The sequence below is a fragment of the Streptomyces sp. NPDC051322 genome, from assembly GCF_040689485.1.
GTDB lineage: Bacteria > Actinomycetota > Actinomycetes > Streptomycetales > Streptomycetaceae > Streptomyces.
Map to the genome: position 1 here is coordinate 24,679 of NZ_JBFBAK010000010.1, position 15,655 is coordinate 40,333.

The window sequence follows — 15,655 nt, forward strand, 5'->3', positions numbered from 1 at the left end:
GCCCAACTCGACTGCAACAAAGGGTTAACAGCACGCTTCCGGATGGGGAGAAATCCCGGTGCCTGATCCGGTTCACTGTTCCGCCACGCGTCGTTCACCCTGCGTACCGTCACAGGTCAGCGGAAATGCCGGGAGCGAAATTAACGTCACGCGGGTGGTCAAGCTCTCCGTCATCGTGCCGTTCTTCAACGTGCAGACATACGCCCCCGACACCCTCAGAAGTCTCCGCGCGAACGCCCGCGACGACTTCGAGTTCCTGCTGGTCGACGACTGTTCGACGGACGGGACCCCGGAGATCCTCGAGCCTGCCACGCGGGAACTGCCCGGGGCGGTCCTCCTCGGACACCGGCAGAACGGAGGTCTCGCCACCGCTCGCAACACCGGCCTCGACGCCGCGCGCGGGGAGTACATCACCTTCCTCGACGGCGACGACTGGCTGGCACCCGGGTACTACGAGCGGCTGCTGGCCGCCGCGGAGGGGCTGGGCTGCGACTTCGTCCGTACCGACCATGTGCAGTGCACGGGCCGCACCCGGTCCGTGCACCGCGTGCCGCACGGCAGGCGCGGGGAGGTGCTGAACCCGCGTGACGTCATCCTGCCCGCCGACCGTTCCACTCCGGTCGACTACGCCTACGCCTGGGCCGGGCTGTATCACCGCAAGCTGCTGGACCGTGGGCTGCTGCACTTCACCGCCGGTCTGCGCACCGCGGAGGACCGCCCCTGGATCTGGCGGCTGCACCGCGAGGCCGAATCGTTCGCCGCGCTGAGTCTGCTCGGGGTCTTCTACCGCCGGGGCGTCGCTTCGTCTCTCACCCAGATCGGCGACGTGCGCCAGCTCGATTTCATTCGCGCTTTCGACCAGGTTATCGACGATACGTCGAGAGATGTCGATGCGGATCTGTTGCTCCCCAAAGCGGTGCGCACCTATTGCGCCATCATTTCCCACCACTTGGGCTCCATCGAAAGGTTCGAACCAGCTGTGGCACGTAAATTGCGCACCGTCAGTGCGGCCGCGCTGAAGCGAATGCCGCAGGACCTGCTGAGCGACGCCCTCGACTCGATGGACACCCAGCGCGCCTCCCGGCTGCGCAGGCTCCGCAGGCGCCCGGCGCCGCTGACGGCGGAGGTCGCGGCGTGACACCCGGACGCACCACCCAGATCTTCTACGCCTCCACGCTCTACGGAGCCGCCACGCTCGCCGCCGCGATCGACAGCGGCTGCTTCGACCCCGCCGAACGGCGCCTGCTGCTGGTCGGCAACAACGCGGCCGTCCCGGAGACCACACCCGCGCTGGACGAGATGCCCGGCTTCGACCGGCTACGCGACCGGTTCGACGCGGTGCTCTCCTGGAACGCCACCATCGCTCCGCTGCACCCCGGAGGCTGGTCTCCGCGACCCGACGACGTCCCCCTGTGGGAACGGCAGTTGAGGCTGGCGTGGGACCTCGGTGACCACCGGATCGAGCTGGTCGTCGAGTCCATCCAGGTCAACCCGGCGCAGGCGCTCGCCCTGCTGTTCCAGGACGCGCCGGTGACGGTGTACGCGGACGGGCTGATGTCGTACGGACCGACCCGCAACAAGATCGACCCACTGATCGGGACACGGATCCGGGGCCTGCTCCACCTGGACCTGGTGCCCGGTCTGACGCCGTTGCTGCTCGCGGAGTTCGGGGTGGAACCGGAGATCGTGCCGACCGCGGCCTTCCTGAAGGTGCTGGCCGAGCTGGCCGAATCGGCGACAGGGCTGCCCGAGTGCGCCGAGCCTCCGGCCCTGCTGCTCGGCCAGTACCTCTCGGCTCTGGAGATCCTCACCCCGCAGGAGGAGGAGGATCTCCATGTCCGGATGCTGCGCGGTGCGGTGGCCCTGGGCCACCGCACCATCGTCTTCAAACCGCACCCGACGGCCCCGGCCCGCTGGTCGCGCCTGCTGGAACGGGAGGCGGAGCAGCTGGGCGTCGAACTGACCGTGGTGGAGTGCCCGTTGCTCGCGGAGACGCTGTACGAGCGGGTGCGTCCCGCGCTGGTGGTGGGGTGCTTCTCGACGGCGCTGCTGACGGCACGTGCCTTCTACCGGATCCCGGTCGCCCGTACCGGCACAGAGCTGCTGCTGGACCGGCTCGCGCCGTATCAGAACAGCAACCGGGTGCCGGTGACGATCGTCGACGCGCTGCTGCCGGAGCCGGCGGGCGACACCGCCACGCCCGCCGACGAGCTGCCGGGCCTGGTCGCGGCCGTCGGCTTCGCGATGCAGCCGCAGCTGCGACCGGACCTGCGGCCGGCCGCCGAGGCGTATCTCGCCGCTCATCTCGACGACCACACCTGGCGCTACTTCAAGCGGCGCAGACTGACGGTGCTCGGGCTGCCGGGCGGGGTACCGGCGCAGTTGGCCTTCATCCCGCGCAACGCGACGGTACGGCGGGTCGCCCGGCGGGCGCGTTCGCTCAAGAGGATCGCCCTGGGATGACCTCCCGTGGCCGCTCCCGCCGCGGCCACGGCCCCCGGTGCGGGGCCGCGGCGGGACCGCTCAGAACGCGTCGGTCGGCACGTAGGTCCCCCACACCTCGCGCAGCGCGTTGCAGACCTCGCCGACCGTGGCGCGTGCCCTGAGTGCGTCCTTCATCGGATACAGCACGTTGTCCGTGCCCGCAGCCGCCTTCTTCAGCTCGGTGAGCGCCGCATCGACGGCCGGCTGGTCCCGGTCGGCGCGCAGCGCGGCCAGCCGCGCCGCCTGCTGGGCCTCGATCGCGGGGTCCACGCGCAGCGGCTCGTAAGGTTCCTCGGCGTCCAGCTGGTAGCGGTTGACGCCGACCACGACCCGCTCGCCGCTGTCGGTCTCCTGGGCGACGCGGTAGGCGTTGCGCTCGATCTCGCCCTTCTGGAAGCCGTTCTCGATCGCGGCCACCGCGCCGCCCAGGTCCTCGACCCGCTCCATCAGCGCGAGCGCCGCCTCCTCCACCTCGTCCGTCATCCGCTCCACCACGTACGAGCCGGCGAACGGGTCGACGGTGGCGGTCACGTCGGTCTCGTAGGCGAGGACCTGCTGGGTGCGCAGGGCCAGCCGGGCGGACTTGTCGGTCGGCAGCGCGATGGCCTCGTCGAAGGAGTTGGTGTGCAGCGACTGCGTGCCGCCGAGGACCGCGGCGAGCCCCTGCACGGCGACCCGCACCAGATTGACCTCGGGCTGCTGGGCGGTGAGCTGCACGCCCGCGGTCTGGGTGTGGAAGCGCAGCATCAGTGACTTCGGGTTCTTCGCACCGAAATCGTCGCGCATCACCTTCGCCCAGATCCGGCGCGCCGCACGGAACTTGGCGACCTCCTCGAGGATGGTCGTGCGCGAGACGAAGAAGAAGGAGAGGCGGGGCGCGAAGTCGTCGACGTCCATCCCCGCCGCGACGGCCGTGCGGACGTATTCGATGCCGTCGGCCAGGGTGAAGGCGATCTCCTGCGCGGGCGAGGCACCGGCCTCCGCCATGTGGTAGCCGGAGATCGAGATGGTGTTCCACTTCGGGATCTCGGCCCTGCAGTACTTGAAGATGTCCGCGATCAGCCGCAGCGAGGGCTTGGGCGGGAAGATGTACGTCCCGCGGGCGATGTACTCCTTCAGCACGTCGTTCTGGATCGTGCCGGTGATCCTGCCGGCCGGTACACCCTGCTCCTCGCCGACGAGCTGGTACATCAACAGCAGCAGCGCAGCCGGGGCGTTGATGGTCATCGAGGTGGACACCTTGTCCAGCGGAATCCCGCCGAACAGCACCCGCATGTCGTCGATCGAGTCGATGGCGACACCGACCTTGCCGACCTCGCCGGACGAGATGTCGGCGTCGCTGTCGTGCCCCATCTGGGTCGGCAGGTCGAAGGCGACCGAGAGGCCCATGGTGCCGTGCTCGATGAGCTGCCGGTAACGGGCGTTGGACTCGGTGGCCGTGCCGAAACCGGCGTACTGGCGCATGGTCCAGGGCCGGCCGGTGTACATCGACGGATACACACCACGGGTGTACGGGTACGCCCCCGGCGCACCGAGCTTCTCGGCCGGGTCCCATCCCTCCAGGGTGTCCGGGCCGTACACCGGCTCGATCGGGAGCCCACTCTCGGTGATGCGTCCTTCGCCGGATTCGTGCGCCATCTGCTGTGCCTCCCGCTGAAAAAACTACCCACTGGTACGTCCCGGCCCTCGCCACGGACTGTAGCGGCGGGCGTGCGGCGGGTGGAGACCTACACGCTGGGACCTTGCTCACAGCGTGTCCGGATCGTGTCCCCGGCTTTCGCAACCGGCGGGGCCGGGAATCTGTCCCTGGATACACCGGAGAGAGCAGGGGGCCGAAATGCGGAACGGATTGCGGGACACGTTGCTGGGCAGAGCACTGGCCGCGGCCGCCGTCGTGGCCGTGGCAGCGGGCTGTTCGGCGCAGACCACGGGGACGCCGGACGCCAAAGGCGTGCGGAGCGCGAAGAGCGCGAAGCCGAGCAGTGGTACGGCGGGCAGCAGCACGGCGGCCGCCTCGCCCAGCCCCTCACGAAGCGGCGCGAAGACCGCGCCGGTCGCCGGGACGCCGGCGGCGTCCGCCACCACCGCCCCGGCGAAACAGCCGGTCGATGCGGCGACGCCCAGGACCCTCATGTCCCGGGGCAGCAACGGCAAGCAGGTGCGTGAACTGCAGGCGAGGCTGCGCCAGATCGGCTGGTTCGACGAGACCCCGACGGGCACCTACGGGCCGGTGACCGTCGCTTCGGTCCAGGGTTTCCAGGCCAAGCGGGGCCTGGCCGCCACCGGCCGGACCGACACCGTCACCTGGCAGAAGCTGCTTGCCATGACCAGGACGCCGACCCGTGACGAACTGAACGGGACGGCGGGCGGACAGCAGCGGGGCAAGCTCGACCCGCGCTGTATGACCGGCCGGGTGATGTGCATCAGCAAGACCAGCCGCACGCTGAGCTGGGTCGATGACGGCCACGTGCTCTCGACGATGGACGTGCGGTTCGGCTCGCAGTACACACCGACCAGGGAAGGTACCTTCCACGTCGACTTCAAGAGCCGGCATCACGTCTCGACGATCTACCACACGGCCATGCCGTACGCGATGTTCTTCAGCGGCGGTCAGGCGGTGCACTACTCCTCGGACTTCGCGGCCCGGGGCTACAACGGCGCCTCGCACGGCTGCGTCAACGTCCGGGACGAAGGGAAGATCGCCGCACTCTTCGCCCAGGTGAAGGTCGGCGACAAGGTCGTCGTGTACTGGTGAGGTCGTGTACGGGCGGGATTGGGGGCGCGGGTGGGTCCGGGGGAACGTAACCCACCCGCGCCGGGTGCGTGGAGCCGAAGGTACGGGGGGAACCCCGGCTCACACGCGGCCGATGACCAGTCGGCTCACTCTCTACTGCGCCGGGCGCTCGAAAAGTGTCACACCTGTCGGTGTCACACCTACCGTTCGGTCTGCCCGTGCCGACCGTTCGAAGCCCCGCCGCCGTGACCGGTGCTCGGTGCAGCGTTCGAAGACACGCTCGGTGACACGCTCGGTGGCGTGCTCGCGGACGTGCTCGGCGCAGCCTTCGAGGAGGGCTCGAGGGAGAAGGCCGAAGCGAGCGGGGGGACGGAGAGCGAAGGCGACGGGGAGGGTGACACGTCGGGCGCGAAGGACGCTTTCCCTTGGTCACCATCGCTGCTGCCGTCGCTGCTGCCGCTCTTCTGGCCGTTGAGCACCCGGTCACAGAACTTCGCGATTCTGGACGCGCCGTGGGCTTGGGACACCAGCGTCTGCCGGCCGTCGACGTCGACGTGTCCCGCACGGTAGTCACGGCAGGCTGCCACCAGTCGGAGGTACGCCTTGCCGGCCCCGTGCACGGCTCCGCCGGGAGACGTCCGGTCCTGGTCGGACGGGGCGGACGACTTTCCGGATCCGTTGCTGCCGTGCTCTGCACCCGGATCCTGCTGCTGACTGCCCTGTCGACCGCCGGGCAGCGGACCGTCGGGCCGGCCCGGGGGGCTCTGCCGACCCGGCTGTCCGGAGCCGGGGGTCCCGGGGCCGGGGTTCGGCGCCGCGCTCGTACCGGCCCCCGTCGTCGGCGGGGAAGCCGGCGGGCTCGCGGTCGCCGCAGCCGAAACCGATGAGGCGGGCATGGGTTCGTGCGGCCGGAAGGGCGAGGGCAGCATGCCCGCCCCTGCCGCGACGGCCACTCCGCTCAGTGTGCATCCGGCCACCGCGGCTGCGACGCCGAACCACACGGGTCTGCGCCAGCGGCCGCCGGCCGGGGACGAGGGAGCCGACAGCGCGCCGAGGCGTACCGGACCGAGGGCATTCGGTTCTGCGGCCCTGGCCTGCCGAAATGCCTCCAACGCGAGCTTCTCGCCCGGGAACTCGCCGTTTTCGGGATGCACGGCGGGCCGGGCCACGCCGTCCAGCGCGGCATACAGCCGCGCGGCCTGCGCCCGGGCATGATCGTCGACAGCTCCGACCGGGCCGCCGTCCAGCAGGCGGTCAGCCATGTCCTTGTCGAGCCATTCGCACCGCTCGTCGGGCATCACATGTCCCTCTGCGTCCAGCGATGTGAATGCGTCACACCAACCGCCGTTGTCGCCTCCTCGCGCGCCGCGCGCTGCGGGGGCACGGCATCGAGTCCGTACTGGCCGGCGTCGGGGCCGAGCAGTTCCGCGAGCCGTTTCAGTCCGCGGTGCGCCGCGGTCCGTACCGCACCGGGGCGCTTGCCGAGTGTCCTGGCGGCGGTCTTCGCGTCGAGTCCGACGACCACGCGCAGCACCACTGCTTCTGCCTGGTCCTGCGGAAGCTGGGCGATGAGCCGCATCGTGCGGCCGGTGGCCAGGGCTTCCATCGCTTCGTCGGCGGTATCGGACTCGCCCGGCTCACCGGCGAGTTCCGATTCGTCACCGCCGACCGCGGGGCGCCTGCCCCGCATCCGTATGTGATCCAGTGCGCGATTGCGGGCTATCCGCGCCGCCCAGCCGCGGAACCGGTCCGCGTCGCCGCTGAAGCGCTGCAGGTCCCGGGCTATCTGCAGCCAGGCCTCGGACGCGACGTCTTCGGCGTCCGGCTCGCCGACGAGTGTCCGTACATAGCCCAGCAGCCGCGGGTGCACAGCGCGGTACACAGTCCGGAAGGCATCTTCGCCCCCGTCCTGCGCCGCGAGCACCGCGGCGGTCAGCTCCGCGTCGTCCCCCAGCACTTCCTCAACCTGTCCCGCTGCCCTGCGTCGCCGATTCCCAGCCGGTCACTACTGCCGCGCCAACTGTGTGCAAACCGTCACGCTACGGCCTGAGCCCGCGTACGTCCACGGCTTGTACAACTCGCAACAACTGAGGAGGTGTGACAGAAAGCGCATCCCCGGCGCTGAGAGAGATACGGGACCCGTACCGCGGCTCCCGCGGATGACGACCGGGGCCTCTCCTGTGGGGGGTGGCGGCCCCGGTCGTCATCCCTCGATCCCGGCGAGCGGCCCGCGCACGAGCAGCGCCGCGAACGAGTCGGCTGACGACCGGGGCCACCTGCTGTCAGCGGTGGCGACGGCCCCAGCTCACAGTGTCGACCACATGCCCGCGCGCGTCGCGCAGGGTGGCCCGGTCCCCGGCCTTGTCCCAGACGCTGGAGCGCCGGTCCTGGTAGACGTTACGTGCGTTGTCGCGTCCGAAGCCGGTGTGGACCTTCACCGACTTGTGCGCGCCCAGACGCAGCGCGTGGAACCGGTAGGTGTGGTGCTGGGAGTCGCTCAGCGTCCAGTTCTTCAGATTGACCGCCCGATGGGTCTTGTTGGTGACGGAGATCCACTCGGTGCCCAGGTCGGCGCGCTGGCCCCGGTGGTGGGTTTCGAAATGGACGCCGCTGAGGTCGATCGCGGCCCGCTCGTGACGCGGGGCCGGGTGGTGATGGTCACTGGCCGCCGCCGGGAAGGCCGCGGCCAGCAGGGCCCCTGACGCCAGTACCGCGGCGGCGAGACGGGAACCCGAGGACAGAGAAGGCAAGGACGACATGTGAACCCCCAGATCAGGGCGTGCGCACGCCGGTTGGCAGATGCGCATCGTGCGGATGAACAGCCGGCTCCGCGCCGGACATCCACACTCTGGACCGGCCCCGACGCTCAGCGCGGAGAAACTTCGCCGTGTTACAGAAAGCGGACAAAACACGCACCGTCAGATCATCCGGCGCGCGCTCCCCGGCGCGCCGATCTGCTTGAGCGCCCACCGTGATTGATCGTTCACTGCGCGTGATGCACTCTGGTGCGACCAGCTCTGCTCAGCTCCGAGGGGATCCTGCGTGAACCGCATCCGCACCGCACTCGCCGCGCTCGGCATCACCGCGGCCACCGCGCTCGCGCCTGCCGCGACCGCCGCCGCGCCGCCGCATCCGGACCGGACCGCGGTCCTGGCCGCCGCCCGCCACGATCCGTGTTCCGGCGAGTTCCGCGGCGACGCCCGCCTCGGCCCCAAGTGGCTGCCCGCCAAGCGGGAAGCGCCGGTGGGGCCGCTGCTGAACGGCTATCACCGGACCGGCAGGCTGTCACCGGGGGCCTTTCTGAAGAAGTACTGGGAGGGGCCCGCGGACGCCGGCGGGTGGAAGTACCCGCCCGACGACGGATTCGCCACGGTCAACGGCCGGCTGGACAAGGAGCCCAGGAAGCTCCACACCGGCCAGCGCCTGGACCGCTTCGGCTCCGAGTACGGCTCGTACCTGGCGCCCGCCGGTGACGCCTACGCCGCCCGCGCGCTGCCGCCGCAGAGCCTGAACACCCGGGATGTCGCGGCGCCCTGCGACTACAACGTCTACCGGGTCACCAAGCCCTTCCGGGTCTGGCAGGGTTCCATCGCGCCGTGGTTCGAGCAGCCGGGCGGTGGTCAGCAGATCAAGCTCGACGCGATGTTCCTGGATCCGGGCGAGGGTCAGCGGCTGAACGTCCACTGGCTGCTGGAGCACCACTATCTCGGCCGGCTCCTGCCCCCAGCCATCGATTAGGACCGCCCATGGACCGCCAGGAACTGCGGGACGCGCTGCGCACGGCGGGCGTGCCGGACGGTTACTACCGCATCGAAGGCGTCCACGAACCGGCTCCCACCCCCGTCGACTTCCTGTTCCTCAGGAAGAGCCCCGACGGGGGGTGGGAGACCGGCGCCTACGAACGTGGCGCCTCCCAGGTCATCGCCCGCCATCCCGGTGAAGAGGCCGCCTGCGCGCAGCTGCTGCGGCTGCTGCTGTGACGTTATGCGTCTATGTGTCGCCCACGTCGCGGCGGTTCGACAGGGCCGACTCCGCGAGGGGCGAGAGCCCGTCGACGTAGACCAGACCTCCGGGCACGGGCCGGACGACGAGCCAGCCGCGCCTGCCGAGGCTGCGCACCTGGGCGCGTACGTCGTCACCGAGCTCGGCCACCAGCTCGTCCTCCCGGGGCCGGTTACCGGCCTGCAGGTGCTCACGGATACGCAGCAGGAGTGCCTCGTCCTCCGCGGTGATATTGAAGTCCATCCTTGGACGCTAAGGCGGCCGGGCCGCCGCCGCCTGCCGAATGGCCAGGTGGATCAGCTCAGCTTCGACGCCAGGGCGCCGAACTGCTGCCAGGTCAGCGACGGTTTCTCCGGATTCCACAGCTTCTGGGCCATCGCCCGCAGCGGCATCCGGATGCCGGCCGCGATCTGCGCGGGCGTCTGCGCGTCCGCGTGGTCGCACCAGACGGCGAACCGGGCGCCCTGGATGAGATGCGCGTACTTCGCCGGCACCGGCCGGGTGCCGCGCAGCACCCGGGGGGTCCACTGCTCGTAGATGCGGCGGCCGGTCGGGTAGGTGAAGTCGTTCGGCTCGCCGAGCACGTAGTAGAGGTACTCGTCGTTGAGGTTCACCACCCGCCGCCCCGCGCTCAGGTACTCCTCCGGCTGCCGGGCGCTGTACTCCTTGCCCGTCCAGTACTCGACCTCGATGGACGGGTCGGCCTTGACCGCACCGTCGCGGAAGAACCCGTCGTTCCAGGCTTTGAGCTGCTTGGCATACGGACGCACCACCGCGGCCCGGTCGTTCAGCCAGCCCGTCGCCAGGTCCTGCACCCGGGCGCGCGGCCCGTACTTCCGGTGCGCCTGGTCGGCCAGCCGGGGGTAGGAGGTCTCGGGATCCCTGACGGTCAGCGCGCGGTACTCGTCGCCGCCGAGGTGCCAGTACGCGGCGTGGCCGCCCGGCGGCGAGAAGAGCCCGGCGTACTCGTGCAGCAGATCGTCCACGATGCGGGCCGCCGCCGGGTTCGACACGTCGACGGCGCCGCGGGTCGGCGCCCCGGAGGCGTCCTTCAGCTGGAGATCCGGGTGGGCCTTGATCACCGCGCCCAGATGTCCCGGTGAGTCGATCTCCGGGATCACGGCGATGTGCAGGCTGGTGGCGAGGGCGACGATCCTGCGGACCTCGGGCTTCGTGAGGTGCTGCGCCGATACCACCTCGGGGTGCGATTCCGAGGCGATGCGGAAGCCCTGGTCGTCGGAGAAGTGCAGACCCAGCTCGTTGAGTTTGAGATCGGCCGCTTCGCGCAGCCGGTCCTCGATCCAGCCGGCGGTGAAGGACTTGCGGGCGATGTCGAGGTTGAGCCCGCGCTGCGGGCGGTCCGGCCGGTCGTGCACGACGCCCTCGGGCACCTTCCCGTCGGCGCGCACCGACTGTTTCACGGTGCGCGTCCCGTAGAAGACTCCGGCCTCGTCCGGCCCGGTGATACGGACCCGGTGGTCGCGGGCGGACAGGGTGTACGACTCGGGGGCGCCCTTGGGATCCGGCTGCAGGGCGAGCTCGATGTCGCCCGGACGCGGTGTGCCGCCGTACGCGTATCCCAGTTTCAGCTCGTGCGCGAGCAGCCGGCCCTCGTCGGTCAGCCCCTTGCTGCCGCGGTCCACCAGCACCCGGGAGCGGGGGCCCGGTTGCCACCCGGGACCGCGGGCGGGGCCGTGTTCGCGTACTGACGGGATGGTCCGTGGCGCCCCGGACAGCGGATACACCCGTGACGTGGCGGAAGCCGACGAGGAGGAGCCGGCGGGTCCGGCGCTCGCGGGAGCGCTGCCGCCGGTCGTGTCGTCGTCGGGCCAGACCACGGCGGCCAGGACGACGGCGGCGGCGACCAGCACCCCGGTGCCCAGGCCGGCCGATCGATTCAGCTTCCTGATCATGCAGAAACCTCCCATGTGCTGCGAAGGTAGGGCGAAAGTTCGACGCCCGCGTCCATCACACGCCGCGAAACTCTGCCTTCCGAGTGAAAATCGCGCATCCGTCGGACGCGTAACTCTCCGCCTCGATAACCTCAGTCCCGATAACCTCAGTACTGACCACGTTGTCGTCGTGTCCGAGGAGTTCACGCTGTCCAGCGAGTCCCCTGCCGGTCCGCCGCTGCGCCCGCCGACACTCCACCACACGAAGCGCGGCCCGGCTCGCGTCGCCGTGCCGACCCAACCGCACAGCCTGTCGGCGCGTGGTTCGCAGCCCCACAGCACTCCGCCGCACCCGGCGCAGACCCACCTCCGGTCCGGTGGACCGCTGGGACTCGCAGGGTTCAACACCGCACCGCGCGACATCACCGAGGACGCCCTGTTCGCCTGCTGCGGCAGCCGCCGCTGGGCCGAGCGGGTCGCCGCGCATCGCCCCTACCCGGATGTGTTCGCGCTGCTCGCCGCGTCCGACGAGGCGGGTTACGACCTGTCCCCCGCCGAGCTCACGCCGGCGCTGGCCGCGGAGTCCACCTCCGGGCTGCCCCACGAGTTCCACGACGGGCCTCCGGCCGCGCACACCGCCCTTCGCGCCGCCCGCGCCGCTTACGAAAGCCGCTTCGGTCACGCTTTCGTGATCTGCCTCGACGACTTCCGGCCCGCCGAGCACCTCGACCAGGTACTCGCCGGCATCCGTTCGCGGCTGGCAAACGAGCCGGATGAGGAGCGATCGGTCGCCGCCGAGGAGCTGCGCCGCCTCGTCCGAGGGCGAATTGCCCGTCTTGTCGCGGATGTCGGCCACCCGGGTAGCCCGTCCGTGGCTGTTTGATTGCCTGTTTGATCACACCGGAGGACCCCGGGCGAGTGAACCGACAACTCGTCGCTACGATGGCCAGGGCCGGTGGACCGTACCCGGCCGGGCCAGACCGACACAGCACTGCTCTTGCCGAGCAGACGTTGGCGGCATGACCCCCATCCCCGCTCCCGGAGGGTTTTTCCGTGCCGGCTGGAACGCTGTACCGCGGCCGGGAAGGCATGTGGTCCTGGGTGGCTCATCGAGTCACCGGTGTCCTCATTTTCTTCTTCCTGTTCGTACACGTCCTGGACACTGCTCTCGTCCGTGTCTCCCCCGAGGCCTACGACAAGGTCATCGCTACTTACAAGACGCCGATCGTGGGGCTTCTCGAGTACGGCCTTGTCGCAGCGATCCTCTTCCACGCTCTGAACGGTTTGCGCATCATCGCCGTGGACTTCTGGTCCAAGGGCCCGCGCTACCAGAAGCAGATGCTGTGGTCTGTCGTGGGCATCTGGGTCGTGCTGCTGATCGGGGCGATCTACCCCGTGCTCGGGCACGCCGCACGTGAACTGTTCGGGAGCTGAGGACTGAATGTCTACTGAGACCTCCGCCGCTGTCGGCCCCGTCGAGGGCGTTCCGCTCTACGACGCCGACCACCCGGCCCCGCTCATCGAGGCCCCCCGCGCGCGCACCAAGAAGACGCCGAAGACCACTCGCGGCAACTTCGAGATGTACGCGTGGCTCTTCATGCGCCTCTCCGGCATCGTCCTGGTCGTCCTCGTCCTCGGCCACCTGCTCATCCAGCTGGTGCTCGACGGCGGCGTGACCAAGATCGGCTTCGCTTTCGTGGCAGGCCGCTGGGCCTCGCCGTTCTGGCAGGTCTGGGATCTGCTGATGCTGTGGCTGGCGATGCTGCACGGCGCCAACGGCCTGCGTACCGTCATCAACGACTACGCGGAGCGCGTCAACACGCGCCTGTGGCTCAAGGGCCTGCTGTACACCGCCACGGTGTTCACCATCCTGCTGGGCACGCTGGTGATCTTCACCTTCGACCCGAACATCCGATAGAAGCCCGGGACCGAGGCGCTTTCACATGAAGATCCACAAGTACGACACCGTCATCGTCGGCGCCGGCGGCGCCGGCATGCGCGCGGCCATCGAGTCGACGAAGCGCAGCCGCACCGCCGTGCTGACGAAGCTGTACCCGACCCGCTCCCACACCGGCGCAGCGCAGGGCGGCATGGCCGCCGCCCTCGCCAACGTCGAGGAGGACAACTGGGAGTGGCACACCTTCGACACGATCAAGGGCGGCGACTACCTGGTCGACCAGGACGCCGCCGAGATCCTCGCGAAGGAGGCCATCGACGCGGTCCTCGACCTGGAGAAGATGGGCCTGCCGTTCAACCGCACGCCCGCCGGCGAGATCGACCAGCGGCGTTTCGGCGGTCACTCCCGCAACCACGGTGAGGCCCCGGTCCGCCGCGCGTGCTACGCCGCGGACCGCACCGGCCACATGATCCTCCAGACGCTGTACCAGAACTGCGTCAAGGAGGGTGTGGAGTTCTTCAACGAGTTCTACGTCCTCGACCAGCTCCTCGTCGAGGTCGACGGCGTGAAGACCTCCGCCGGCGTCGTCGCCTATGAGCTGGCGACCGGCGAGATCCACGTCTTCCAGTCGAAGTCGGTGATCTACGCGTCCGGCGGCACCGGCAAGTTCTTCAAGGTCACCTCGAACGCGCACACCCTGACCGGTGACGGCCAGGCCGCCTGCTACCGCCGCGGCCTGCCCCTGGAGGACATGGAGTTCTTCCAGTTCCACCCGACGGGCATCTGGCGTATGGGCATCCTGCTGACGGAGGGCGCCCGCGGTGAGGGCGGCATCCTCCGCAACAAGGACGGCGAGCGCTTCATGGAGAAGTACGCGCCGGTGATGAAGGACCTCGCGTCCCGCGACGTCGTATCGCGCTCCATCTACACGGAGATCCGCGAGGGCCGTGGCTGCGGACCCGCGGGCGACCACGTCTACCTCGACCTCACGCACCTCCCGCCGGAGCAGCTGGACGCCAAGCTCCCGGACATCACGGAGTTCGCGCGCACCTACCTGGGCATCGAGCCGTACACCGACCCGATCCCGATCCAGCCCACCGCGCACTACGCCATGGGCGGCATCCCGACGAACGTCCAGGGTGAGGTCCTCGCGGACAACACCACGATCGTTCCCGGTCTGTACGCCGCCGGCGAGGTCGCCTGCGTGTCGGTGCACGGCGCCAACCGCCTGGGTACCAACTCGCTGCTGGACATCAACGTCTTCGGGCGCAGGTCGGGCATCGCGGCCGCCGAGTACTCCGCGAAGAACGACTTCGTCGCGCTTCCCGATGACCCGGCGTCGCTGGTCGAGGCCAAGGTCGAGCGGCTGCGCAACTCCACCGGCACCGAGCGGGTCTCGGTGCTGCGTACGGAGCTCCAGGAGTGCATGGACGCCAATGTGATGGTGTTCCGCACCGAGCAGACGATCAAGACCGCGGTCGAGAAGATCGCCGAGCTGCGCGAGCGCTACCTGAACGTGTCCGTCCAGGACAAGGGCAAACGCTTCAACACCGACCTCCTCGAGGCGATCGAGCTGGGCAACCTGCTCGACCTCGCCGAGGTCATGGCGACCTCCGCCCTGGCGCGCAAGGAGTCCCGCGGCGGTCACTACCGCGAGGACTTCCCGAACCGCGACGACGTCAACTTCATGCGCCACACCATGGCGTACCGCGAGGTGGGCGACGACGGCTCCGAGTCGATCCGGCTCGACTACAAGCCGGTCGTCCAGACCCGCTACCAGCCGATGGAGCGTAAGTACTGATGGCTACCCCGACCATGGACAAGGCCACCCCGGCGGGCAAGCCGGAGGCGGGCTTCGCCGACGCCCCGTTCATCACGGCCGTCTTCCGGATCCGCCGCTTCAACCCGGAGATCTCCGCCGAGGCGCACTGGCAGGACTTCGAGGTCCTCATCGACCCGAAGGAGCGGGTGCTCGACGCTCTCCACAAGATCAAGTGGGAGCTCGACGGCACGCTGACCTTCCGCCGCTCGTGCGCGCACGGGGTCTGCGGCTCCGACGCGATGCGGATCAACGGCAAGAACAGGCTCGCCTGCAAGACGCTGATCAAGGACATCACGGCGCCGGACAAGAACGGCGTGTCGAAGCCGATCACCATCGAGGCCATCAAGGGCCTCACGGTCCTCAAGGACCTGGTGGTCGACATGGACCCGTTCTTCCAGGCGTACCGCGACGTGATGCCCTTCCTGATCACCAAGGGCAACGAGCCGACGCGTGAGCGTCTGCAGTCCGCCGAGGACCGGGAGCGTTTCGACGACACCACGAAGTGCATCCTCTGCGCGGCCTGCACCTCTTCCTGCCCGGTGTTCTGGAACGACGGCCAGTACTTCGGTCCGGCCGCGATCGTGAACGCGCACCGTTTCATCTTCGACTCGCGTGACGAGGGCGGCGAGCAGCGTCTCGAGATCCTCAACGACAAGGACGGCGTGTGGCGTTGCCGCACCACGTTCAACTGCACGGACGCCTGCCCGCGCGGTATCGAGGTCACGAAGGCGATCCAGGAAGTGAAGCGAGCCCTCATCACCCGCCGCTTCTGACGCCTCCGCAGTCCCCTCAGGGCCCCGCACTCCCGGCTACCGGGCGGCGGG

Annotated in this window: 16 protein-coding genes; 10 read left to right on the forward strand and 6 right to left on the reverse strand. The window is 69.5% G+C overall.

The window, feature by feature from the left end; all coding sequences use genetic code 11:
• Window positions 1-154: 154 nt before the first annotated feature.
• The gene (locus AB0436_RS22835; protein WP_366469791.1) at window positions 155-1,138 is read left to right on the forward strand and encodes a glycosyltransferase family 2 protein; all 984 of its coding nucleotides are present in this window, start codon (window positions 155-157) and stop codon (window positions 1,136-1,138) included.
• Window positions 1,135-2,463, forward strand: a complete 1,329-nt coding sequence (locus AB0436_RS22840; protein WP_366469792.1) for an alpha-2,8-polysialyltransferase family protein — start codon at window positions 1,135-1,137, stop codon at window positions 2,461-2,463. Before AB0436_RS22835 ends, AB0436_RS22840 begins: the two co-directional genes overlap by 4 nt.
• Window positions 2,464-2,523: 60 nt before the next feature.
• On the opposite strand, the gene AB0436_RS22845 is transcribed toward AB0436_RS22840, so the two are convergent.
• Window positions 2,524-4,122, reverse strand: a complete 1,599-nt coding sequence (locus AB0436_RS22845; RefSeq protein ID WP_366469793.1) for a methylmalonyl-CoA mutase family protein — start codon at window positions 4,120-4,122, stop codon at window positions 2,524-2,526.
• 199 nt (window positions 4,123-4,321) lie between these two features.
• On the opposite strand from AB0436_RS22845, the gene AB0436_RS22850 reads away from it, so the two are divergent.
• Window positions 4,322-5,239, forward strand: a complete 918-nt coding sequence (locus tag AB0436_RS22850) for a L,D-transpeptidase family protein (RefSeq protein ID WP_366469794.1) — start codon at window positions 4,322-4,324, stop codon at window positions 5,237-5,239.
• A 179-nt stretch (window positions 5,240-5,418) separates the two neighbouring features.
• Here AB0436_RS22850 and AB0436_RS22855 read toward each other — a convergent pair whose 3' ends face one another.
• The 3 genes from AB0436_RS22855 to AB0436_RS22865 all read right to left on the reverse strand — a co-directional run bounded on the left by AB0436_RS22855 (window position 5,419) and on the right by AB0436_RS22865 (window position 7,977).
• Window positions 5,419-6,516 (reverse strand): hypothetical protein, encoded by a 1,098-nt coding sequence (locus AB0436_RS22855; RefSeq protein WP_366469795.1) that lies wholly within the window; start codon window positions 6,514-6,516, stop codon window positions 5,419-5,421.
• Window positions 6,516-7,175: an RNA polymerase sigma factor gene (locus AB0436_RS22860; RefSeq protein WP_366469796.1), complete on the reverse strand. Its 660-nt coding sequence runs from the start codon at window positions 7,173-7,175 to the stop codon at window positions 6,516-6,518. The genes AB0436_RS22855 and AB0436_RS22860 overlap by 1 nt, the downstream gene beginning before the upstream one ends.
• Window positions 7,176-7,500: 325 nt before the next feature.
• Entirely contained in the window at window positions 7,501-7,977 is a 477-nt protein-coding gene (locus AB0436_RS22865) for a lamin tail domain-containing protein (RefSeq protein WP_366469797.1), read from the reverse strand.
• Between the two features lie 283 nt (window positions 7,978-8,260).
• Here AB0436_RS22865 and AB0436_RS22870 point away from each other — a divergent pair, with 283 nt between their 5' ends.
• Both AB0436_RS22870 and AB0436_RS22875 read left to right on the forward strand, forming a co-directional pair.
• Complete coding sequence (locus tag AB0436_RS22870) at window positions 8,261-8,956, forward strand: TNT domain-containing protein (protein ID WP_366469798.1); 696 nt, start codon at window positions 8,261-8,263, stop codon at window positions 8,954-8,956.
• Between the two features lie 8 nt (window positions 8,957-8,964).
• A complete protein-coding gene (locus AB0436_RS22875) occupies window positions 8,965-9,198 on the forward strand; it encodes a hypothetical protein (RefSeq protein ID WP_366469799.1) in 234 nt (77 codons plus the stop codon).
• 10 nt (window positions 9,199-9,208) lie between these two features.
• Here the strand turns inward: AB0436_RS22875 and AB0436_RS22880 are convergent, their stop codons facing one another.
• Together AB0436_RS22880 and AB0436_RS22885 are read right to left on the reverse strand one after the other, a co-directional pair.
• Window positions 9,209-9,463, reverse strand: a complete 255-nt coding sequence (locus AB0436_RS22880) for a hypothetical protein (RefSeq protein WP_366469800.1) — start codon at window positions 9,461-9,463, stop codon at window positions 9,209-9,211.
• Window positions 9,464-9,516: 53 nt separating this feature from the next.
• Window positions 9,517-11,133, reverse strand: coding sequence for a glycoside hydrolase family 20 protein (locus AB0436_RS22885; protein WP_366469801.1), 1,617 nt, complete (start codon window positions 11,131-11,133; stop codon window positions 9,517-9,519).
• Between the two features lie 364 nt (window positions 11,134-11,497).
• On the opposite strand from AB0436_RS22885, the gene AB0436_RS22890 reads away from it, so the two are divergent.
• From AB0436_RS22890 to AB0436_RS22910, 5 genes are all read left to right on the forward strand, one after another.
• Entirely contained in the window at window positions 11,498-11,995 is a 498-nt protein-coding gene (locus tag AB0436_RS22890; RefSeq protein WP_366470036.1) for a 2-oxo-4-hydroxy-4-carboxy-5-ureidoimidazoline decarboxylase, read from the forward strand.
• A gap of 170 nt (window positions 11,996-12,165) precedes the next feature.
• Entirely contained in the window at window positions 12,166-12,546 is a 381-nt protein-coding gene (sdhC, locus tag AB0436_RS22895) for a succinate dehydrogenase, cytochrome b556 subunit (protein WP_365851639.1), read from the forward strand.
• Between the two features lie 7 nt (window positions 12,547-12,553).
• The gene (locus AB0436_RS22900) at window positions 12,554-13,030 is read left to right on the forward strand and encodes a succinate dehydrogenase hydrophobic membrane anchor subunit (RefSeq protein ID WP_366469802.1); all 477 of its coding nucleotides are present in this window, start codon (window positions 12,554-12,556) and stop codon (window positions 13,028-13,030) included.
• 25 nt (window positions 13,031-13,055) lie between these two features.
• Window positions 13,056-14,810 (forward strand): succinate dehydrogenase flavoprotein subunit, encoded by a 1,755-nt coding sequence (sdhA, locus tag AB0436_RS22905; RefSeq protein ID WP_365851641.1) that lies wholly within the window; start codon window positions 13,056-13,058, stop codon window positions 14,808-14,810.
• The gene (locus AB0436_RS22910; RefSeq protein WP_365851642.1) at window positions 14,810-15,604 is read left to right on the forward strand and encodes a succinate dehydrogenase iron-sulfur subunit; all 795 of its coding nucleotides are present in this window, start codon (window positions 14,810-14,812) and stop codon (window positions 15,602-15,604) included. Before sdhA ends, AB0436_RS22910 begins: the two co-directional genes overlap by 1 nt.
• Window positions 15,605-15,655 lie beyond the last annotated feature (51 nt).